The sequence below is a fragment of the Neglectibacter caecimuris genome (genome assembly GCF_034335015.1).
In the GTDB taxonomy this organism is placed as follows: domain Bacteria; phylum Bacillota; class Clostridia; order Oscillospirales; family Acutalibacteraceae; genus Acutalibacter; species Acutalibacter caecimuris_A.
On sequence record NZ_JAWXXK010000003.1, the window covers coordinates 514123 to 535059 of the forward strand.

Genomic DNA, 20937 nt, shown 5'->3' on the forward strand with positions numbered 1-20937 from the left:
CTCCTTTACAATAAAACCCAGAAACGCAGGGCTGCCTGCTGCAAAAAAGGAGAGAGAACCATATGAAGATGAAACGAACATTCGCCGGTCTCCTGGCTGTCTTACTGCTGCTTGCGGTTTTTTCAGGCTGTGACGGCGGAACCCGTCCAAGCTCTTCCGCGCCCGATACACAAGGCTCCGGGGATAGCACGCCGAGCAGCGTGTCCCAGTCGAAGGAGCCGGAGGAAGAGCCCTATGTTGTAAACGTAATGAATATCCACAGCGCCAAAACGGAGGACTGCGAGGAGGTTTCCGCTTACATCAGCAGCCTGACCCGCGACCTGGTAGGCGCGGAGGTTCAAATCATTCCGGGCATCACCTCCGAACAGATCAATTTGGCCCTTACCTCCGGAGAAAAAATGGATATCCTTGGAGTTTTTTCCTGGATCTCTCCGCTTTCCAGCCTGGTGGCCAACGGACAGCTCCTTCCCATGACGGGGCTCCTGGAGGAATACGGCCAGGAAACCCTGGGGATGATCAGCGAGGCCGACTGGAAATGCGTTACCTTTAACGGCGAGATCTACGGCGTTCCCATGAACAAGGATAAAGCCCAAAGCAAAGCGCTTCAGATGAGCAAGAAATATGTGGATCAGCTGGGGATCGACCCCACAACCATTCACACCATGGACGATGTGGAGGAGGTCCTTCGCAAGGTCAAAGCCGAGCTGCCCGATGTTTACCCGCTGGTCAGCAACGGCGGCGGCTCCATCATCCACATGATCCCGGTGGACGACCTGGGAGACGGCCTGGGCGTTATCGTTGACGCCACCAAAGGCGATACCACGGTGGTAAATCTCTATGAAACCGCAGAGTATAAGGAATTTGCCGACCGGATGCACCGCTGGGCTCAGGAGGGGCTGATCATGCCGGACGCTTCCAGCAACACCTCGTCCATCGAACAGCATTTGGGCGCCGGTACAGGCTTCGCCGGTTTTGTTACCTCAAAGCCCGGCGCGGTACTGCAGGCCAGCCGCGAGGCCAGCGCCGATTTGGTGCAAAGCCAGATCGTAGAGCCCTTCTCCACAACGACCATGGTAGCGTGTCCCTATTCCATTGCGGCCAGCTGTGAAAACCCGGAAAAGGCCATGCAGGTACTGAATTTGATGTATACCAACGCCGACATTTCCAACGCCTTTATCTATGGCCTGGAGGGGAAGCACTATCAATGGATCGACAAGGAAAACAATGTGGTGGATTACGCCGATGGCGTCACCACGGAAAACACCGGCTATTCCGTGCTTGGCTGGGCCTGGCCCAATCAGCAGGTGGGCGCCATTTGGAACGGAGACGATCTGGATATCTGGGATCAGCTCAGCGAATTTAACGCTACCGCCGCCGCGTCTCCCGCCAAGGGTTTTGTTTGGGACAATTCTTCAGTGTTAAACGAGATCACCGCCTGTCAGAATGTTGTCACCAAGTACCAAACCGGCCTGGAAAGCGGAATTTTGGATCCGGACGAGACCCTGGCTCAGATGAATCGCGAGCTGAAGGACGCCGGACTCGATACCATCATCGCCGAAAAGCAAAAACAGCTGGATACCTGGCTTGCTTCCCAGGAATAGCTTGACAAATCAAGGCGGAGGTGCGGGGCACTTCCGCCTTTCTTATTAAGGCAACCCCGCACAAAGACCGGCCAGAGGCCTTTGTACACAATTTGCTTGCATATTTTCCGTCATAGCACACAGCTTTCGTTTGCCAATCGCAAAGATTGGCTGCACTCAATCTGTGCACTCTGACGAAAAATCTGACTGCACAACTTGCGCACAATCTTTGTGCGGTGTTGCCTTAAATTCAATGAAGGGAGAAAGCCATGAGAAGAAAAACGAAGCATTCCTCGAAGCTTTTTCGGTATCTTCCCCTTTATCTCATGATGCTGCCCGGCTGCGCCTATTTGATCATCAACAACTATATCCCCATGACCGGGATCGTGCTGGCCTTTAAGCAGTATCATTTTAAGACGGGAATTTATCACAGCCCCAATGTCGGCTTCAAAAACTTCAAATTCCTTTTTACCACAAAGGACGCCTGGGTAATCACCCGCAATACCATTTGCTATAATCTGGTCTTCATTTTACTGGGAACGGTTTTGGCCGTCGGAGTGGCGATCTTACTGAATGAGATCCGGGCAAAGCTGGCAAAAAAGCTTTACCAGACTGTTATCCTGATCCCGTTTCTCATTTCTATCGTCATTGTCAGCTATTTGGTTTACGCTTTCTTAAACACGGAAAACGGGTTTCTCAATAACGGAATTCTAAAGCCGTTGGGGAAAAGCCCCATTTCCTGGTATTCCTCGCCTCAATACTGGCCGGTGATCCTGGTGATCGTCAATCTTTGGAAGGGACTGGGGTACAACTGCATTTTGTTTTACGCCACCCTGCTGGGGATCGACCGGGAGCTGTATGAAGCTGCTGTCATAGACGGCGCCAGCCGCTGGCAGCAGATCAAGCACATCACGCTGCCCGGGCTGAAAACCACCCTTGTCATTTTGACCCTGATGAGCATCAGCAAAATATTTTATTCCGATTTCGGTCTGTTCTACCAGGTTCCCATGAACCAGGGGACTCTTATGGATGTGACCAATACCATCGACACCTATGTGTATCGCGGCCTGATGACGTCCACCAATTTGGGGATGACGGCGGCGGCGGGACTGTACCAATCCTTTGTGGGCTTTGTGTTGGTCGTTACGGCAAACCTGGTCGTGCGAAGGATAGATCCCGAAAGCGCGCTGTTTTAGGAAGGGAGTGTGTATTCATGGTAGAAAAAAACAGGGGCTTTCAGATTTTTGCCCATACCGTTATGATCCTGTTGACGCTTTTTTGCCTTCTCCCCTTTCTGCTTTTGATCGTTTCCTCCGTCACCAGTGAAACCAGCCTGATCCGCACGGGCTATTCCTTTTTTCCCGAGGAGCTCAGCTTAGACGCTTACCGCTATCTTCTGGTCGATTCCACCGCCATTACCCGCGGCTATCTGATTTCCGCCGTGGTCACGGCCTCAGGCACGCTGCTGAATTTGTTTTTAACCGTCATGCTGGCCTATCCCCTTTCCCGAAAGGATCTGCCCAAGCGAAATCTGTTTGCCTTTTTTCTTTTCTTTACCATGCTCTTTAACGGCGGCCTTGTGCCGACTTATATCATGTGGACCCAGAGCTTTCATATCAAAAACACGATTTTTGCCCTTTTGGTGCCGGGACTTCTGCTGAATGTCTTCAATGTGATCATGATGCGCACCTATATCAGCGCCAATATCCCCGACGCCGTGATCGAGGCAGCCCGGATCGACGGGGCGGGAGAGTTTCGCCTGCTTCTGCAGATCGTGATCCCCATGTCGCTGCCCATTGTAGCTACCCTGGCCCTTTTGGCGGGGCTTGCCTATTGGAACGACTGGTTGAACGGGCTTTATTATATTACGGACGACCGCCTGTTCAGTATTCAGGTCATTCTGAACCGTATGCTGGCCAAAACGGAAATGCTCAAAAAAGCCGCCACCTCAGGAGTTTCCATGGGCCCCATGCCGGAGGTGGGGATCCGAATGGCTGTGGCTGTTCTGGGGGCTTTGCCGGTTTTGGCCACGTATCCCTTCTTCCAGCGCTATTTTGTAAAAGGCATCGCCATCGGTGCCGTGAAAGGATGACAATATGGAGCTTTTTGAGTATCAAAACAGCACCCCTGTGTGGGTGAGCTTTGAGAACCCCACGGGCCTGCCCGGCGCAGGGGGGCGGGAAAATCACGGCGCAAAGGGGCATCCCTTTGAATACTTCCCCGCGGGAGAGGAAAAAATTCTCTGTGATGTGGACGGCCCCGGCGTGATCCGCCGGATCTGGTTTACTTTGGAGGACCGAAGCCCTCAAATGCTTTCCGAAATTTTTCTCTGCGCTTATTGGGACCACGAAGCCGAGCCTTCTGTCTGCGTTCCCATCGGTGAGTTCTTTTGCCTGGGAGGTTCCATGACCGCCTTTGAAAACCGGTATTTCGCTTCTCCGGAGGGCCGCTCCTTCCTGTGTACTCTTCCCATGCCCTTCCGCAAGCATGGAAAGCTGGTGCTGGAGAACCGCTCCGCACAGGATAACGGCCATCTGTTTTTCGATGTGGCTCTGACAAAAGAGGCTGTTTCGGACAGCGCACTTTATTTCCACACAAGCTATACGCCCCCCGTAAAAAATCCTTTGGGAAGAGATGTTTCCATTCTGCCGGAGGTTTTGGGAAAGGGCCGCTTTTTGGGAATGAACGTGACCATTGCTCCCAGCCGGGACTATGGGGATTCCTGGTGGGGAGAGGGCGAGGTAAAGATCTATCTCAACGGGGAAGCCACGCCCTCCCTGGTAGGAACCGGAACGGAGGATTATATCGGTACCGCCTGGGGCCAGGGCAGGTTCTTTACCTCTTGTCAGGGCTGTGCCGGCATCAGCGGGGAAAGCGCGTCCTTCTACCGCTTCCACACCCCGGACCCCATCTTTTTTGAAAAGGGCTGCCGGGTGGAGCTGCAAGCCATTGGCGGCGCTCCGAAAGCGGCGGTCAAAGCCCTGGCGGAGCAGGGAGCGGAGCTGATTCCACTGGCCTATGATCTGGGAGGGTTTATGACCCACCTTTATCAGAAGGAATGGAACTGGGACAGAATTCCCGACGAAGGCTTTATCACTTTTTACCGCCGGGACATCTTTTCTTCCGTAGCCTATTATTATCTGGCACAATAGCTCAAAAATCCGTACACGTATCCTATCGGTACAAGCTCTTATTCTGCGCCTCTTTGGCAAAGAGATTTTCAGAGGAAAAGGGGCTGCTGCAAAATGCGCTATTTTGCAGCAGCCCCTCTTTGTGATTCTGTTTTCGGCCGGGCTTTTTACCAGGGCCTGTTTGAAACCGGAGAAAATGACGGTTTTTGTATAAGGGAAGACAGCTTCCAGGCGAAAGCTGCAAAACAGGCTGCCGCCTGGCAAAGGCTTCCAACACAGAAAACGCCCCCATTGGATAAAGAAAACGTTATTTGCGGTTGGTCAAACAAGGACTGGCCAGACGGCGCGTCAGTTTTTCCTTACAGCTCCCTTTTGCTGCTGATGATCTTGCTCAGCTCTTCCATGAAGCTGTTGATATCCTTGAACTGGCGGTACACGGAGGCGAAACGGACATAGGCCACCTCGTCTACCGTCTTCAGCTTTTCCATGGCATAGGTGCCGATCCGCTGGGAAGAAACCTCCCGATCCAGGGAATTCTGGAGCAGGTTCTCGATCTCATCTACAATGCGTTCCAGGGTATCCACCGATACGGGCCGCTTCTCGCAGGCGCGCAAGAGGCCGCCCAAAAGCTTATTGCGGTCAAAGGTTTCCCGGGATTTATCCTTTTTGATCACCACGATCGGTACGCTTTCGATGATCTCATAGGTGGTAAAGCGCTTGCCGCATTTCAGGCACTCCCGGCGGCGGCGGATCCGCTCCCCTTCATCGGTGGGGCGGGAATCGATCACACGGCTTTCCGTATAGCCGCAGAATGGACATTTCACAGTCTGGCACCTCCTGAATACTCATACATACTGTTATTGTTAGTATTATACACTACCACATGTGGAAAAAGCAAGAAATTCAGGAAAAAAAGTCGTCTGAAAAGCAGCTTTCCACCATCAGGCGGGCCGCTTCCAGCTCCTCCGGCTGAGAAAAATTCCGCCGGTACACCTCTGTCACAATCGTTTCCTGATAGGAAATTCCTTCCAGCGTCTTTCGGAAGGAGGAAAAATCAAACGCTCCCGCGCCGGGCAGCAGGCAGGGCGCGCCGGGCTTGTGATCGCTGAGATGAACGTGGGCAAGCCTGTTTCCCATGGCTTCCGCCATTTCCTTTGGGGTACAGCCTGATTGAACGCATTGCTTCACGTCCAGCACAAAAGCGCAGTCTTCCTGCAAATACTCCCTCATGCCTTTGATAAAATCAGGATCGCTGCTTCTGTGATCCCGCACATTTTCCTGGGCGGGCCTCGCTCCGGAAGAGGCAAGGAAACGGGTCAGCTGCCCGAACCGCTCCCAATAGGCTTCTTCGGAAAGGGGCCCCGCACCCTGACGCTGGCCGTGGAGCACCACATATTTCCCGCCCAGATAGGCCGCCGCTTCCGCATACCGACCATACAGCCGGAACCCCTCCTCGGTGCGCCGGGAATATTCCCCGAACAGCAGCAGGCTTTCCATGGGGCTGGTAAAGGGGTGAACAGAGCAAAAGGAAGCGCCGTATTCCTCCGCCCTCCGCTTCAGCTCCCGAAGGAAAGGCTTTTCCAGCTCTTCAAAGGCATTTAAGAACACCTCGAACCGCCGGTAGCCCAAGGAAAGAAGAAGGGCAAGGGCCTGCTCCGTTTCCATGGGGTACAAGCAAGCCGTGCTGATCCCGGTTTTCAAAAGAAAGTCCTCCCTTCCTGCCGGATAACATAAAGGCAACTCCGACAAGATATGCGTACAGTTTTCTCCCATCGGTACAAGCTCCAAGTGTGAAATTTCCTATTCGGTAAAGTCTATCTGATACCATGTACCGTGATCCGCCAGCGTGCCGTCTGTCAGGCGCAGCCGAAGGATCACCGTGTTTTCATCGCTTTCGTCCACGTGGCCGTTATCGTACCACTCGGCAAACACCGCCCGCAGCTTATCCGCCAGCTCCGCGTTCTCCGGCAGGCGAAGCCACCCCAGGCTTTCCCCCAGGGCATGGCCCGTGAACCAGTCTCCGCAAATGGCGGCACGGGGATTTTGCTCCAGCTGTCGCATTTTCCTGGATCCCGCATGGGTGATAACATAAAAGGAGCCGTCTTCATAGTAGCTGTTGACCGCCCGTACAAAGGGAACTTCCCCCGCCGTTGTAGCCAAAGCGATCAAAGCATCGCACCCGAACCTTTGCTCCATGATCTCCAGCGCCTTTTGCCTTGCCTGCTGTTCCACGAAACCCGTCCCCTTTCACGTCTCTGATGTTTCTCATCATACACTTTTTTCCGGCGGCCCGCAAGGCTTTTTCTCCCCCTTCTGCTTTTCCATGCCGGCGCCTCCTGGTTAGAAGATAAGCTCTGTAATTCTTATACAACACGACTGGCAGCTCATTTATGACAGAATGTCACAGGCTAAAGGCTGTGATCGACCAGCAGAAGGGAACCGAAACGAGAGCGTCCGAGGATAACCTTGGGCACTCCCTTTCCCTTATTGGCCCTCAACAAGCTGCGCCGTGTATATACCGGGGTATTGCTTGCTACTACTACCAGGGCCTATCAATGAGAGTTGACTGTCATTCATATTGGCGGTATACTTGGTTCATGAGAAATATGGGTTTGGAGGGTTTGCGCTATGAAAAAATTTGAGAAGGAGACCCTACGTGAAATGCTTATAAAGGGAAACCTTCGGGCAGCAATGACGTATTGGAAACAGTTCCCGGAAACGGCAGCACTCTATCAAAAGGGTGTGGACTTGTATCAAAAAGAACACTACCTGACTTACGATGTAGATACGGAACTGAACGAAATCCTCTTGATCTATCAGAAGTATTACCGGGAGGTCTTTTATTTGGAGCTGCCTGCCGAAGAAACTGCGCAACGGCTGCGGGAACGGTTGGCAGAACTGTTTCAAACAGCGTCCGATGCTTCGCTGGACAAGCTGGAGGAAATGGCAGAAACGGCGTTCCACCGGAAGTCATTTTACGCTCTGACAGGACGAACCAGTGGATACTACGGTCCGTATATATGGAAGGTCGAGGAACTGAGACATTATAAGGTGGAGCTGCCGGAGGGCAAGCAGGACTACGCTGTTAAATTTCTGGACGGGTTCATTATGAAAAGCTGGCTGGACTACATTTCCTTTGGCGAAACGGGCACTGGCGGCTGGTCCAATGGCGATGGCTTGATTCACTGCGTCAGAGCCGCTTATGATCTGGAGTCAGAAGATTTCCAAGTGTCCCTTCTGAAACACGAAGCTCAGCATGCCATGGACCAAGCCCGCTATAAGGGCATCACAAGCGAGGAACTGGAATACCGCGCCAAGCTGGTAGAATTGATTTATTCCAGAGAGCGGAAAATGCTGAAGCGTTTCGTGAGTCAGGCCGATGTAACAAAAACAGGCAATGGGCATGGATTAGCTGCGGAGCGCATTGTGAGAGGATTTGAGATATGCTTAAAAAAAGACAGAGGCAGTCTGGCCGAACTCCCTGTTGAAAATGTCCAGAAGATCGCTCAGTCGCTTTTTTCAGAGAGCAGTGAAGAAATAGCGGCAAAATACCGCTAGGGTTTGCTTGAAAATAGAGGAAAAGACGAATTTTTGATCAGAAGTGGTCAATTTCAAGGAGAAAACCGCTTCATTCTTCCTGTCCCGGAAGAGGAAAGTCCGGAATCCCGGTGGGGCCCGGAGAAGAGGGAGGTACAAGCTCGGGAGTAGACAGCACTGAGGGAATAAAGCCGATCAAGCGGGCATCTCCGCAATACCAGAACCCGTTCTTCAGAACGCCCCGGGTAGAAAAGCGATAGGTCTCTGTCCGGTACCGGGTGTGAATCTCCACGGTACCGGCAATGCCATAATCCATATTGGTGATGGCTTCCTCCGGTAGAATGTAGCTGTAGCGATACTCGTTCAACACTTCGATCGCCCGCTTTGTCCTGTCCTCGCCGGGATAGCGGTTCATTTCGATCCCGCTTTCGGGGTCGATCAGGGAAATCCGAATCAACTCTTCCTCGGAAAGGCAAAAAAGCTGTCCCGGTTCCATTTGCAGCTGCTTGAGGCTACAGCGTCCATAATCGAAAAGGAAGAAAAGCCCAAGTCCCAGGAGCAGGACATAAGCGCCAAGCTGTACCCACTTTTTCCAGCGCTTTTTAGCCCTCTGTTCCATATTGACTTCCCCCTTCCTCCAGAAACTCGTGACAAACAGAAAGCAGGGCCGAGGTATCTCCGATAAACCTGCGCCGAATATCCCGTAACCGGAGTTCCCCATTTTCACGTGGAAAACACCCGCAAGACTTACCGGAAGTAAAAATCAAATCAATAGCGACATAGTTTTTTTGTAAAGAAGGCGTCTCAGAAGATGCCTGAGGATCCATTAGATTGATAAATTTGCTTTTCCGGTAGCGAAAGCCGTTTAAGGCATCGACTATTCTGCCGATCTGTTCCGGAGTTTCCAGAGAGACTTCTTTTACAGTTACCCCCTCGTTAGAACAGAGACAAAGCCCGATTTTTTGTACATCTCGGGTCTGAAACCGAAAGGCCTGTCCCGGTTCCAGCGGCGGTTCTTCCGAGCGAACAGAAGAAAAGAACAACACCTCCGCGATTCCGGCGATCAGGAGGAGGAGCGGCGGAAGAAGGAAAAGAGCAGTGCGACTTCTGTCATTTTTTTGCTTTTTCATAGTGGATCCCCCCTTTCTCCTTTATACAATGCTCACAGGAAAAGCACTCACTGAAAAGAGAAAAAGAGAGAACTTCCCTCTCCTTTTCCACTTAGTTTACCAGCTCCAGCAGCTTTTGGAAAAAATCCGGGTCACCGTAATACCATACTTCTCCGATACAAACACGGTCTTCCTCAATATGGCAGCCAAAGGTTTCTCCTGTTTGTTTCCTCATAGCCAGACTGCAATAAGTATGGCCGCCCTTTCCCAGATTTCGGAAATCCGGGCCGGGTTCTGTATGCGTGTATCGAAAGGAATTGAGGTAGTCTACCATATCTTTAATTTCTTCTTTCCCTTCAAGATCACAATATAAGGGAGGTAGATGATCTCCATAACTAGTGATACGTACACTGCCGGTCAACCCGATGATTTCTATTTCTGACGCGTTCAGGTCAAAAATTCTTCTCTCAAAAGGTGCAAAAATGGTAACCTCCACTGGCCGAGGAATCACGTATTTTACATAGACCATCTTCCCCAGTGCAAAAAGGCTTACTCCCAGGAACATGATGATCAGGAAAAGCGGAATTTTCCGTTTTTTGCCGCTCCTTTTCTCCGCCTTCTGCTCTTCCATGCCGATTCCTCCTGGTTAGAAGATGAGTTCAATATACTGATGTTTTCTTTACTCCTTATACAACTCTCTCAGGATAAACACTCACCGAATCGGGAAATTGAAAGCAAGCAAAAAGGAGAGGAGGAGTCTTCTTTTGACACTACTTCTCTAAATCCATCAGCTTTTGGAAAAAGCCTGGATCGCCGTAGTACCACACCTCGCCGATGTAAACGCGGTTTTGCTCGAAACTGCAGTGGAAATTTTCTCCGTTCTTCGTTTCTGCCAAGAATCTGCAAGCAGGTAGACCTTCCTTTCCCAAATTGACAGGATCCGGACCGGGCGCTGTATGGGTATATCGAAAAGAATTGAGGTACTCTACAAAAGTCTCAATTTCTTCTTTTGTATCGAAGGTGTAAAACGGTGCTCTCCGGGTTCCGTTACTATAGACTCGCTCCCAGCTAAAAAAACGAATTGCTGCTATTTCTGACGCGTCCAGGTCAAAAATTCTTCTTTCAAATGGAGAAAAGGTAGTAAACTCCACCGGCCTGGGAACCACGTATTTTGCATAGACCATTCTTCCCAGCGCGAAAAGGCTTACTCCCAGGAACATAATGATCAGGAAAAGCGGAATTTTCCGCTTTTTGCTATTCTTTTTCTTTCCCTTCTGCTCTTCCAGGCTGGCGCCTCCTTTTAGAACTTGTACCAACAAGATACACCACACAATTCTATACGTTAGCCGTAACTTGTACAGCATTGCCTTAAGAGGTCACAAGGCTACTGAGCTCGGACAGCGTTATGCTGTCTCCTCCGTACCAGAGTCCATCAATCAGGAAACCTTCCCTGGCAAAAATATAGCTTTCCCATTGCCAGCCGTTATGAATCCGGAGCTCAAAGCCGTCCTCCAGGTCTGCCCGTTCTTTGTCAAAGAAAAAGACATAGGAATATCTGTAAGCATTGAGGGCATCTATAGCCCAGGCCAGCGTTTCCTCATCTTGAACGACTGTCTTTTTTCCGCTTCGGCGCTCCACAAGCTCTATGGTGGAAACCTTGTTCCTGGAAAGGCGGAATATCTGGCCGGGCTCCATTTGATTTTTGCTCCACAGCCGGACACAGCCGGAGATCACCAGGCATACCGCCGCCAGTGCCAAGAGAAAATAAAGGGTAAAGATCATCTGCTTTTTTCCGGCTTTCTTTGCTTCTAAAAGTTTCATCAGCGCGTTCCTTTCCGGTCATTACAGAAGCTCCATCAGTTCCCGTAAAGAATCCTGCTCGCTCAGGTACCAGTAACCGCCTATCCGAATCCCGTTTTCCCGAAAGGTAACTACCGCGGAATAAGCGGAGGGAGCCCTTTCGGAAACGCTTTGCAGGAAAAAGCTGTACTCGTTTTTTCCTCCTACCGGTTCTTCATAGACCACGGACTGATACCGAAAGCTTTCCAGGCAGGACAGCGCTTTTGCAAGCTCTTCCCCGTTAAGCTCCCTTTTGTTGGAAGCGCCGCTCCTTAAGGTAAGGCCCGTCACGGCTTCTTTACGAAAGCGAAATAGCTGCCCGGGCTCCAAGGGGGACTCTTGTGAGAAAGGGGTGCCTGTACAGGCGATCAATGAAAGCCCGATGGCAAAAAGAACGGTGATAGAAAGAAAAAAGATTAAATGCTTTTTGGTAGTTTCCATTTGCTGCATGTTACTGCTCCTTGCTTTACCTTGAATTATCCATAAAATTTTACCTCCCAATAAGGAGTTGTATTATATTGTGAAAATAATTGACTTGCGTCAATATATCGCGGAGTAACCACATGACCATCACATACCTTTAAGAAAACTTTCTTTAAGTTACTGTTTTGTGTATTATAAATACGATTATAGGCATAGGCAACTAAATGATGTGTTCCATAACATTCATGGCCAACCAGCATTACATACATCAGACGATCCGCTGTGGTTGCATTTACTATATTTTCATAGGTTATTTCATATGGTCCGAAAGTTTTCATTTTTGTCCCTGGTGCTATGCCAAACTGCCGGAAAGAGGCTTCGATAAACTTATTTGCAGTTTCGCCTTTTGTTCCTCCATTAGGGTCATTTATGTAATAGTTTGGAGAAGCAGTTTTACTTGCCGCAAGCACTTTTTCAAATATTTCCGCATAAGATTTGTTAATAAGTGAGGAATTTCCATATTTCTTTCCGTACATTGATAAAATATTTGTAATTGCTACAGGTCCGCAGTGATTATAGTAATGAACCCCTTTATAGTTTTCAAATAAACTAACTCTAGCGGAACTGGCATGTTCATCCCAATGATTTGCATGGTTACTATATTTCCATGTCCCACCATACGTATTTGTCGCATATTCATATACGTCAATAATATCTTCCCCATATTTGTTGGAAAGTGGAGAAATCCCAGCCTCTCCGGCAGAAACAGCTTGCTTAGTCTCCGAAATGGCTTCCGCCAACTTCGCAGGAATATTATCTGGGCTGCGCAGCTCCATCAATCCGCAGGACAGCTTTTGTTTGGGTATAGCTGTTCCATCAACACTGACTACTGTGTTACCACCTTGATCTGCAAAATAGTCCAAGCCACCGGCGTAAATGATTTTAGAATTTTCCTGAAGAGGCAGTTCCTCATAAATCGGTTCCGCTTCGTCCGCCCATTCCAAAATGATATTGGGCACGTCCGCATAGGCGGAGATTACAAGATAGCCCTGGGTCCGCTCCGCGGTGTAGCTCACCACGTTTTCCCCGGTCTCATCATACAGGGGAACAAGCTTTGTGACAGCGGTTTCCGAATTCCAGCAGGTGGCGCCGGTTTCTATCATGTCCCGCACAAAAAATTCCGCAATGTATTTTGCCGCTTCCTCCCCGATAAACAGGTCGCTGTCCGTGATCCACCCCTGCACCGGCGATACCGCGCCGGCGGGAACGGAAGCGCACAGCACGAAAACCACTGCCAGGAAAAGCGAAACGAACCGGTTACGCAATTTCTTTTTCATTTTGTTACCTCTTTTCCTCGTGCCAGGCTATCGGCATAGACACAATAAGCCCGGGAAAGCATCTGGTTTTTCAAAATCCGGAAAACGTGTGGAACCCATTGAGATTCTGCGCCGAAGCATTCATACATGCTCTTGGGCTTCAACGCCTGTCAGCCCTTTGACCCTTTGATTCTTTTCCCTCCCCTCCTAATCATGTAAAATGATTCTACCTTAACTTTCATTTTATGCCGAACAAAGAATATTGTCAAGTAATTTTTTCTAAGTTGAATAAATTTTTATGCACTTTGCGCATTTGCGTTGACTCAGCTATTAGAAATCCCTATCAGCTCTTCTAAAACAGCAGAGAAAACGGCCCATTGCAGGAGTAATTCCCGCAATGGGCCGATTCATTTTTTCAGCTTGATGCGCCGCGGTAAGAAAGCGGCTTGTCCGGCTTGCGAAACCCGCCCCGCCCGGCAGGATCATAAGCGGCGAAAAAGGATATCCGGCTACTTCAAAATCAGCCGGGTCTCGCCGGGGTTCAGGGTGGGGAGTTTTGCTTTGATTTTGGGGTGAGAAAGCTCCTCCCGCACCATATCCCGCAGCACGGTGCCCCGGTTGGAGCCATGGATCACCCGCAGCTCCGTGACGCCGGGCTGAGCATGGTCCAGCCAGTTCAGCAGCAGCTCCCGGGCGTCCTCCAAATAGACCCCGTGCAGGTCCACGCTCATCACAGCCCCTTCCCGCCGAAACCGCATGGCTTATTCCCCGCTTTCAGGCCGGGCAACCTGCTCGGAAAAGAGCTTCTTCCGGCCGGTAAAGAGAATGAAAAAGCCCACGAGGAACAGCAGCGCAAGGCTGATGACGCCGATGGAATCCCGCCCGGTCAGCTGGGTGAAGAAGGCCACCAGCAGGGGGCCGATCACGGCGGCGAACTTGCCGAAAATATCAAAGAAGCCGAAATACTCATTGGAACGCTCAGCGGGAACCAGCTTGCCGAAATAGGAACGGGAAATGGCCTGAATGCCGCCCTGCACGGTGCCCACCAGAAACGCCATGCACCAGAACAGGGTCAGAGAAAGGCTCAGGGCGGAAGCGTCTCCGGGGTGCTGCTCGATGTTGAAGCCCATAAAGAAGCCCACCACACAAATGCAGAAATACACCGCGATGGCCCCGCACAGGATATTCACAGAGCCCAGCTTTCCCGCCAGTCTGCCGAACAGAATGGAGAAGGGCACCGCCACGATCTGCGTGACCAAAAGCGCCAGAATCATGCTTACGGTGTCAAGCCCCAGCTTGGAGCCGTAGGAGGTGGAAATGGAGATCACGGTGTTCACGCCATCGATATAGAAGAAATAGGCCACCAGGAACAGGAAGATCCCCTTGTGGGAAAAAATATCCTTCGCCGTGCGCCACAGGTTGGAAAAGGTGGAGCGCACCAGGTTTTTCCGGGGCTCTATGTAATGCAGCTGCTTCACGTTTTTCAGGGCGGGAATGCTGAACACCAGCCACCAGACGCTGGTAAGCACGATCACCAGCCGGAAAGCCAGGGGGTTATCCATGCCCATCATAACCAAAATGACAATGGAGATCAAAAAAGGAATGGTGCTGCCGCCGATATAGCCCATGGCATAGCCCCAGGAGGAAACACGATCCATGCGCTCCAGGGTGGTAACATCGGTAAGAAAAGCGTCGTAAAACAGGCAGGAGCCGGAAAATCCAATGTGGGACACCACATAGCCCACCAGCAGCAGGCGGTAGTCCCCAGTAAAGGCGTTGAACAGGGTAAAGGCCACGCCCAGGAATAAAAACCCGGCAAATAGTTTTTTCTTGTGGCCCTTGTGGTCTCCCAAGGCCCCCAGAATAGGCGCCAGGATCGCTACCAGGAAGGTGGCGGCAGAGGTACCGTAGGACCAGAGCACCAGATTATCCGCGCCGTTTGCCTGACAGACGCTGGCAAAATACAGCGGGAAAATGGCCGCCAGCATATTGGTGGCGTATACGGAATTGGCCCAGTCGTACAGGATCCAGCTTTTCTCGGTTTTGGTAAATTTTCTGTCGTTTGCTTTCGCCATAAAAGGCGCCCCCTCCTGATTCGCCGGGCTTTTCTCTGCCCCGGTTTTTTCCTGCTCCTATCATCTCATATTTTCACTAAGTTTACAAGTGAAATTTTGAAATTTTAAGGAGAATTGACAAGAAGGTTTAGAATTGGGCATTTTTCAGAGTGGCGGGAGAAAAGTATGTAAGAGGCGGGTAAATGATAGTTTAATGGCGAACCGCCGCTGGTACTCGTATCCCTACTTGGTGCGGGAAAATGATTTCTGACCCGACCGCAGGGACACCGCTAAATTATAGTTTAGCGAACAGCTCCCTCCTGTCATTCTGAGGAACGAAGTGACGAAGAATCTCGACCATGATTCTGGGGAAAAGGGTGAGATTCTTCACTTCGTTCAGAATGACAGGTGGGAGGTGAGTGGCTCACCACCAAATTCCAATTTATCTGCTTACTAACGGTCGGGCCAGTGATTAACTTCCCGCACCAAGCAGCTTCACGAGTGGCCGCGGTGCCTCACCGCTAAATTTCAACTTACCGAACTAACGCCCTTGCCCTTAATTGCTCATTGCTCATTTCTCACTGTTCATTCTATATCGCCCTTACGCCCTTCTCCAGCATCTAGCGTCTGATCTCCCCAAGGCAAAAGCCTTCTCCCGCTTCTGTGATCTGTACGGGAAGCAGCTGGCCGTGCAGGGGCATGGGGGAAACGGCCCGCACGAGAGTATAATTTCCGGTGTAGCCCTCGTACACGTTTTTATCCGCCGCCTGCTCGAAGAGTACTTCTTCGGTATTTCCCACCTGAGCCCTTAGGAAAGCTCGCTGAGTAGCAAGGGTGACGGCGATCATCACACGGCTTCGCTCCTCCTTTACTTTTTCCGGCACCTGATCCGGCGCGGTATAGGCTTTTGTGCCGGGCCTGCGGGAATAAGCGAACACGTGAACCTTCGCAAAGGCGATCTCTTTCGCAAAATTCAGGGAAGTCTGAAACTCCTCTTCGGTTTCCCCGGCAAAGCCCACCATGATATCCGTGGTGATAGCACAGCCGGGAAAGGCCGCCCGAAGATTTTTTACAATCTGTCGGTATTCCGCAGTAGTGTAATGGCGGTTCATGCGGCGAAGGGTCTCATCGCAGCCGCTTTGCAGGGAAAGGTGAAATTGAGGACACAGCTTTTTCTGGCGCTGCAAGCGGGCAATGACCTCCTCGGTCAGCTGCTCCGGCTCCAGAGAGCCCAGCCGCACCCGCCGGATCTCCGGCTCTTCGCAGGCCGCCTCCACCGCGTCGCAGAGGTGCAGGCCCAAGTCCTGCCCGTAAGCCGGCAGGTTGATCCCGGTCAGCACCACCTCCCGGTAATCGTGGGCGGCAAGGGACCTCACCTCCGCCCGGATCTCCGAAAGAGGCTTGGAGCGCACCCGGCCCCTGGCATAGGGAATGATGCAGTAAGAACAGAAGCGGTTGCAGCCGTCTTCTATTTTCAGAAAAGCCCTGGTGCGCCCGTGGAAGGAGGACACCCGCATGGCTTCAAACTTTTCCCCGGCTTCATGGGGCGCGATGTCCACGATCCGCTGCTTGTGGGAGAAATAGCTCAGAATATGGGGCAGCAAAGCGGCGCGGTTTTTCGTGCCCAGCACAATATCTGCCTCCTGAAATTCCGCCGCCTCCCCGGGAAAGGCCTGGGGCCAGCAGCCCGTCAGCACCGCCACAGCGCCGGGATTTTGCTTTTTTGCCCTGCGCAGCGCCTGCCGCGCCTTCTGATCTCCCGTTGCGGTAACGGTGCAGGAATTCACCACCACCACGTCCGCTTCCTCGCCGTCCGCCGCCTCCTGAAAGCCCTCCCGCAGCAAAAGCTCCAGCATGGCCTCCGATTCATATTGATTCACCTTGCAGCCCAGCGTAATAAATTTTACCTTCATTCTGGAAACCTCGCGTTGCTTTGAAACTAGTTGTTAGATGTTAGTTGTTAGAAAAAGGGCAAGGGCACAAGCGGTGCTGGATAAATTGTAGTTTAGCACACAGTTCCCCACTGTCATTCTGAGGAACGAAGTGACGAAGAATCTCGTCCTTAATTCCAGGGCAAAAGAGCAAAGGACGAGATTCTTCACCGAGAAAGCAAGGTTTCCTTGCTTTCTGTTCAGTAATGACAGGTGAGAAGTAAGCGGTGCACCCGTAAATTCCAATTTATCAGCTTCTGCACGGCGCCGTGCTGCCTCATTTCTCATGGTCCTTCTGCTCTTCCTCCACATCTAAAAGCTCTTCCGAAAGGGTGCTCCATTCCGTGAGAAGCGCCTCCGCCTTTTCGTGGAGCGCGGCGATCTGCCCGGTGGCTTCCGTGATGGCCTCGTAATCAGTGGCGACAGTGGGATCCTCCAGCTTTTCTTCCAGCGCCTGGAGGGCCTTGTCGTTTTCCTCGATCTCCTGCTCCAGCCGGGAAAGGGCGGCGCGTTTTTTTCGCAGTTCGGCTTCCCGCTCTTTTCGAAGCTTATAAAGGTTCACCTTGGGTTCCGCCTTTTTTTCCTCCCTGATAAGCTCCGCTTCCCGCTTTTCCAGATAATAATCGTAATTGCCATGGTACAGCGCGGCTCCGTTTTGGCTGAGCACGTAGACCTTGTCTGCCAGCTTATTGATGAGGTAACGGTCGTGAGACACCACAAACAGCGTGCCATCATAGTCGGAAAGGGCGTTTTCCAGCGCTTCGCAGGAGCCGATGTCCAGGTGGTTGGTGGGCTCGTCCAGCAGCAGAAAATTCGCCTTGGAAAGCATGAGCTTTAACAGCAGCACCCTGGCCCGCTCGCCGCCGGAAAGGCCGCTGACGGGCTTGTACACGTCTTCCCCCTTGAACAGGAACACCGCCAGCGCGCTGCGCACCTCGGTCTGGTTCATGCGGGGGTGAAGGTCCCAGATCTCATCGATCACGGTTTTTTCATCGTGCAGGCTCAGCTGGGACTGCTCGTAATAGCCCAGATCCACCCCGGCGCCGATACGCACCAAGCCGCTATCCTGCCGGTACTGGCCTAGAAGGATCTTAAACAGCGAGGTTTTTCCGCACCCGTTAGGCCCGATGAGGAAGATTTTCTCTCCCCGCTTGATCTCCAAATTCACCTGCCGGAACAGCGGCGCGCCGCCGTCAAAGGACAGGGAAAGGTCTTCGGCTGTCAGCACATCGTCTCCGCTGCGGCGGCTGGCGTGAAACCGAAACCGAATGGCCTCCGGATCCTGCTCCGGCTTTTCCAGGGTGGCCTCCAGCCTGTCGATGGCCTTCTGCTTGCTGGCAATGGTCACATAGTTTCGCTCCTGATTCCACCTGCGCTGCTGCTCGATGATCCCCTCGATGCGGTGGATCTCCTTCTGGGTATTCTCATACACCCGCTCCATGGCAAGGCGCTTTTCTTCCTTCAAGACCAGATACCGGGTGTAATTTCCCTTATAAGAGTCCAACCGCGTTCCCTGCAGCTCCAAAGTGCGGGAGGTCACCTTATCCAAAAAATAGCGGTCATGGGAGATCACAATGTAAGAGCCGCCGTAATTTTTCAGAAAATCCTCCAGCCACTCTACGGAATTGATATCCAGATGGTTGGTGGGCTCGTCCAGCAGCAGCAGGTTTGCCCCGCCCAAAAGCATTTTGGCAAGCTGCAGCTTTGCCTTTTGCCCGCCGCTTAAAACGCCTACCCGGTTTGTGAGCTGTTCTTCCGTAAAGCCCAGCCCCATCAGGGTGCTTCTGGCCCTGGCCCGACAGGTCAGGCCGCCGCCGTCCACAAAGCGGTCGTTGAGCTCTGTCTGGCGCAGGATCAGCCTTTGCAGTTCCTCTTCCGGCGGATTTTGAGAAAGCAGAGCGTTTAAGTCCTCCAGCTCCCGCTCCATTTGAAGCAGGGGGGCAAACACCGTCATCACTTCTTCCAGGGCCGTTTTGTGGAAGTCCCGGCAAACGTGCTGCTCCATGTAGCCCGGCGCCGTTTCTTTGGAAAAGACCACCGAGCCGGTATCGGGCGTGTATTCCCCGGTAAGCACCTTAAACAGCGTGGTTTTTCCGCTGCCGTTTACTCCCACCAGACCAATGCGCTCTCCCTTCTGCATTTCAAAGGTAATGCCTTCCAGGATCACGGTTTCCCCGAAGCTTTGGGTAATATGATTTACAGTTAAAATCGCCATACTGTTTTCATCCTAACTCTATCGCATAAGAACACAGGGTATAGTATACGGGAAAAACGGATTTTTCGCAAGGGGCAGGGAACCAGTTCTTCGGTGTGTACAAAATTTACAGTTAGATAACCTCGCATAAAGAAGGATAGATTTCAGAGTTCCACATAGCCGACAAAGTTGTAGTAGATTTTGATGTCCCGGTGGGTTTCCCCAGCGATTTCGTACTTCTCGCCGACCTCGATGCGTTTCACGAGCCGCAAAAGCGTAGGGCGGTCCAGTTCCTCAAGCTGGGAGTAGTCCCGGATCAGGTTCAGCCATTCGTCGGTGGCCTGCTCGTCCTCCTGCGTGGCCTCCAGCTGGGCGGTGAGCTGCGTCCGCTGTTCCAGCTTGCCCCGGCGTTCGTCCTCGTAGCGGTTCATCAGCTGGACACACAGCGCCTCCGGCATGACACCCTTCACCTTGTCCTCGTAGGCCGACACCACCAGCTTTTCCAACTCGGCCAGCCGCTTGTCCACCGCCGCCAGCGTTGCCCGGAGCGCCTTTGTCTGCTCCACGCTGGCGGCGTTCTTCTGGGCAAGGATTTTCTCCTTGAGGGCGGCGGGGCTGTTCTGCGCCAGCATTGCCTTGGCGTGGATGTCCAGCAAGAGCAGCTTCGTCAGCACCTTGCAGTTGATGTAGTGCGAGGTACAGGCCGCTTTGCCGCCGCTCATATAGCGGTTACATGAGTAAGCTTGAAACCCGCCAAAATGCCCATCGGCGTGGCGCTTCCGGCTGCGGTAATCCCTTTGATACCGCATAGAACCTCCACAGTCCGCACAGTAGAGGACGCCGGCGAACAGGGAGATTTCCCCATCGCTGCCGGAGCGCCCCTTGGAGGGGTGATTGTCCAGCCTTTGAACGGCATCCCAGACCTCCTGGGAAACAAGCGGCTCATGGGTATGCTCCACCTTGATCCAGTCCTCTTTCGGCTTGCTGACCTGCTTGTGAACCTTGTAGGAAACGGTGCCGGTCTTGTTCTGCACCATGTGGCCGAGGTAGACCTCATTCCGCAGAATGGTCTTGACCGTCACATCGTTCCAGTAGGGTGTCTCGCCCCGCAGGTTCGGCCTGCCCTCCGCCATGTAGTAGAAACCGCGGGGCGAGGGTACGCCCTCCTCATTCAGCGTACGGGCGATTTTCCGAAAGCTGTCCCCCTGCAAACGCATATCGAAAATGCGAAGAACAACAGGCGCGGTCACCGGGTCGATTTCAAGGATGTGCTTGTCCGCCGAGGATTTTCGGTAGCCGATGGGAGCGTAGCACCCGACATACTTTCCCGTCCGAAATGTGGACTGCTTCACCGCCCGGATTTTGCTGCTGGTGTCGCGTGCGTAGAGATCGTTCATGACGTTCTTCAAAATGACCAGCATCTCATTGTTCTTGTGGATGGTGTCCACGCCGTCATTGAGAGCGATGAACCGGCAGCCCATCGAAGGGAACACGATGTCCGTATACCGGCCAGCCTCGATGTAGTCTCTGCCGAGGCGACTGAGGTCTTTGCACAATATCAGATTGATTTTCCCTGCCCTGGCGTCGGCAATCATCTGATTGAACATAGGCCGGTCGAAGGTCGTACCCGAAACGCCATCGTCACAGTAGGCGGCGTAGAGGTTCCAGCCCTGCTCCTGCACATAGCGGCTGAGCATGATTTTTTGGTTTTCGATGGATACGGACTCCCCGGTCCTCTCATCGTCCCGGCTGAGCCTGCAATAAATTCCAACATTGTAGTTTTCCTGCATCTTATTTTTTTACCTCCCTGGACGCAGGAACAT

Annotated in this window: 20 protein-coding genes; 5 read left to right on the forward strand and 15 right to left on the reverse strand. The window is 52.2% G+C overall.

What is annotated here, in order from left to right; all coding sequences use genetic code 11:
- Positions 1-62 precede the first annotated feature (62 nt).
- The 4 genes from U8T64_RS05450 (at position 63) to U8T64_RS05465 (ending at position 4732) form a co-directional block, all read left to right on the forward strand.
- A complete protein-coding gene (locus U8T64_RS05450; RefSeq protein ID WP_322181701.1) occupies positions 63-1601 on the forward strand; it encodes an ABC transporter substrate-binding protein in 1539 nt (512 codons plus the stop codon).
- Between the two features lie 248 nt (positions 1602-1849).
- A complete protein-coding gene (locus U8T64_RS05455) occupies positions 1850-2776 on the forward strand; it encodes an ABC transporter permease (protein WP_322181703.1) in 927 nt (308 codons plus the stop codon).
- A 17-nt stretch (positions 2777-2793) separates the two neighbouring features.
- Positions 2794-3672 carry a carbohydrate ABC transporter permease gene (locus tag U8T64_RS05460; protein ID WP_322181705.1) on the forward strand — a complete coding sequence of 293 codons (879 nt, stop codon included), beginning with the start codon at positions 2794-2796 and terminating at the stop codon, positions 3670-3672.
- Positions 3673-3676: 4 nt separating this feature from the next.
- On the forward strand, positions 3677-4732 hold the full coding sequence (locus U8T64_RS05465) for a glycoside hydrolase family 172 protein (RefSeq protein ID WP_322181707.1): 1056 nt from the start codon (positions 3677-3679) through the stop codon (positions 4730-4732).
- 338 nt (positions 4733-5070) lie between these two features.
- Here the strand turns inward: U8T64_RS05465 and nrdR are convergent, their stop codons facing one another.
- The 3 genes from nrdR to U8T64_RS05480 form a co-directional block, all read right to left on the reverse strand.
- Entirely contained in the window at positions 5071-5535 is a 465-nt protein-coding gene (gene nrdR, locus U8T64_RS05470) for a transcriptional regulator NrdR (protein ID WP_322181709.1), read from the reverse strand.
- Between the two features lie 79 nt (positions 5536-5614).
- Positions 5615-6412 carry a sugar phosphate isomerase/epimerase family protein gene (locus U8T64_RS05475; RefSeq protein ID WP_322181711.1) on the reverse strand — a complete coding sequence of 266 codons (798 nt, stop codon included), beginning with the start codon at positions 6410-6412 and terminating at the stop codon, positions 5615-5617.
- 99 nt (positions 6413-6511) lie between these two features.
- Entirely contained in the window at positions 6512-6943 is a 432-nt protein-coding gene (locus U8T64_RS05480) for a pyridoxamine 5'-phosphate oxidase family protein (RefSeq protein ID WP_367575399.1), read from the reverse strand.
- A 516-nt stretch (positions 6944-7459) separates the two neighbouring features.
- Here U8T64_RS05480 and U8T64_RS05485 point away from each other — a divergent pair.
- On the forward strand, positions 7460-8269 hold the full coding sequence (locus U8T64_RS05485; protein ID WP_322181713.1) for a hypothetical protein: 810 nt from the start codon (positions 7460-7462) through the stop codon (positions 8267-8269).
- Between the two features lie 70 nt (positions 8270-8339).
- On the opposite strand, the gene U8T64_RS05490 is transcribed toward U8T64_RS05485, so the two are convergent.
- The 12 genes from U8T64_RS05490 to U8T64_RS05545 all read right to left on the reverse strand — a co-directional run bounded on the left by U8T64_RS05490 (position 8340) and on the right by U8T64_RS05545 (position 20904).
- Positions 8340-8867: a hypothetical protein gene (locus tag U8T64_RS05490; RefSeq protein WP_322181715.1), complete on the reverse strand. Its 528-nt coding sequence runs from the start codon at positions 8865-8867 to the stop codon at positions 8340-8342.
- Positions 8851-9378 (reverse strand): hypothetical protein, encoded by a 528-nt coding sequence (locus tag U8T64_RS05495; protein WP_322181717.1) that lies wholly within the window; start codon positions 9376-9378, stop codon positions 8851-8853. The genes U8T64_RS05490 and U8T64_RS05495 overlap by 17 nt, the downstream gene beginning before the upstream one ends.
- A 91-nt stretch (positions 9379-9469) precedes the next feature.
- Complete coding sequence (locus tag U8T64_RS05500; protein ID WP_322181719.1) at positions 9470-9988, reverse strand: hypothetical protein; 519 nt, start codon at positions 9986-9988, stop codon at positions 9470-9472.
- A 139-nt stretch (positions 9989-10127) separates the two neighbouring features.
- Complete coding sequence (locus tag U8T64_RS05505; RefSeq protein ID WP_322181721.1) at positions 10128-10676, reverse strand: hypothetical protein; 549 nt, start codon at positions 10674-10676, stop codon at positions 10128-10130.
- Positions 10677-10725: 49 nt separating this feature from the next.
- Positions 10726-11178, reverse strand: coding sequence for a hypothetical protein (locus U8T64_RS05510; protein ID WP_322181723.1), 453 nt, complete (start codon positions 11176-11178; stop codon positions 10726-10728).
- Positions 11179-11199: 21 nt separating this feature from the next.
- Positions 11200-11646, reverse strand: coding sequence for a hypothetical protein (locus tag U8T64_RS05515; RefSeq protein ID WP_322181724.1), 447 nt, complete (start codon positions 11644-11646; stop codon positions 11200-11202).
- Positions 11647-11672: 26 nt separating this feature from the next.
- Positions 11673-12956: a hypothetical protein gene (locus tag U8T64_RS05520; protein WP_322181726.1), complete on the reverse strand. Its 1284-nt coding sequence runs from the start codon at positions 12954-12956 to the stop codon at positions 11673-11675.
- Between the two features lie 488 nt (positions 12957-13444).
- Positions 13445-13666, reverse strand: coding sequence for a Smr/MutS family protein (locus U8T64_RS05525; RefSeq protein ID WP_322181728.1), 222 nt, complete (start codon positions 13664-13666; stop codon positions 13445-13447).
- A 30-nt stretch (positions 13667-13696) separates the two neighbouring features.
- Positions 13697-15010 (reverse strand): MFS transporter, encoded by a 1314-nt coding sequence (locus U8T64_RS05530; RefSeq protein WP_322181729.1) that lies wholly within the window; start codon positions 15008-15010, stop codon positions 13697-13699.
- A 599-nt stretch (positions 15011-15609) separates the two neighbouring features.
- Positions 15610-16902: a tRNA (N(6)-L-threonylcarbamoyladenosine(37)-C(2))-methylthiotransferase MtaB gene (gene mtaB / locus U8T64_RS05535; protein ID WP_322181731.1), complete on the reverse strand. Its 1293-nt coding sequence runs from the start codon at positions 16900-16902 to the stop codon at positions 15610-15612.
- Between the two features lie 295 nt (positions 16903-17197).
- A complete protein-coding gene (locus U8T64_RS05540; RefSeq protein WP_322181733.1) occupies positions 17198-19135 on the reverse strand; it encodes an ABC-F family ATP-binding cassette domain-containing protein in 1938 nt (645 codons plus the stop codon).
- A gap of 143 nt (positions 19136-19278) precedes the next feature.
- The gene (locus U8T64_RS05545) at positions 19279-20904 is read right to left on the reverse strand and encodes a recombinase family protein (RefSeq protein WP_322181735.1); all 1626 of its coding nucleotides are present in this window, start codon (positions 20902-20904) and stop codon (positions 19279-19281) included.
- Between the last annotated feature and the right edge of the window lie 33 nt (positions 20905-20937).

What these genes read in the sequence shown, in the direction of transcription:
- U8T64_RS05530 (WP_322181729.1), bottom strand. Translation starts at nt 15,010, where the DNA reads ATGGCGAAAGCAAACGACAGAAAATTTACCAAAACCGAGAAAAGCTGG.
- U8T64_RS05500 (WP_322181719.1), bottom strand. Translation starts at nt 9,988, where the DNA reads ATGGAAGAGCAGAAGGCGGAGAAAAGGAGCGGCAAAAAACGGAAAATT.
- U8T64_RS05460 (WP_322181705.1), top strand. Translation starts at nt 2,794, where the DNA reads ATGGTAGAAAAAAACAGGGGCTTTCAGATTTTTGCCCATACCGTTATG.
- mtaB (WP_322181731.1), bottom strand. Translation starts at nt 16,902, where the DNA reads ATGAAGGTAAAATTTATTACGCTGGGCTGCAAGGTGAATCAATATGAA.
- U8T64_RS05510 (WP_322181723.1), bottom strand. Translation starts at nt 11,178, where the DNA reads ATGAAACTTTTAGAAGCAAAGAAAGCCGGAAAAAAGCAGATGATCTTT.
- U8T64_RS05515 (WP_322181724.1), bottom strand. Translation starts at nt 11,646, where the DNA reads ATGCAGCAAATGGAAACTACCAAAAAGCATTTAATCTTTTTTCTTTCT.
- U8T64_RS05455 (WP_322181703.1), top strand. Translation starts at nt 1,850, where the DNA reads ATGAGAAGAAAAACGAAGCATTCCTCGAAGCTTTTTCGGTATCTTCCC.
- U8T64_RS05540 (WP_322181733.1), bottom strand. Translation starts at nt 19,135, where the DNA reads ATGGCGATTTTAACTGTAAATCATATTACCCAAAGCTTCGGGGAAACC.
- U8T64_RS05495 (WP_322181717.1), bottom strand. Translation starts at nt 9,378, where the DNA reads ATGAAAAAGCAAAAAAATGACAGAAGTCGCACTGCTCTTTTCCTTCTT.
- U8T64_RS05520 (WP_322181726.1), bottom strand. Translation starts at nt 12,956, where the DNA reads ATGAAAAAGAAATTGCGTAACCGGTTCGTTTCGCTTTTCCTGGCAGTG.
- U8T64_RS05450 (WP_322181701.1), top strand. Translation starts at nt 63, where the DNA reads ATGAAGATGAAACGAACATTCGCCGGTCTCCTGGCTGTCTTACTGCTG.
- U8T64_RS05490 (WP_322181715.1), bottom strand. Translation starts at nt 8,867, where the DNA reads ATGGAACAGAGGGCTAAAAAGCGCTGGAAAAAGTGGGTACAGCTTGGC.
- U8T64_RS05545 (WP_322181735.1), bottom strand. Translation starts at nt 20,904, where the DNA reads ATGCAGGAAAACTACAATGTTGGAATTTATTGCAGGCTCAGCCGGGAC.
- U8T64_RS05465 (WP_322181707.1), top strand. Translation starts at nt 3,677, where the DNA reads ATGGAGCTTTTTGAGTATCAAAACAGCACCCCTGTGTGGGTGAGCTTT.
- U8T64_RS05525 (WP_322181728.1), bottom strand. Translation starts at nt 13,666, where the DNA reads ATGAGCGTGGACCTGCACGGGGTCTATTTGGAGGACGCCCGGGAGCTG.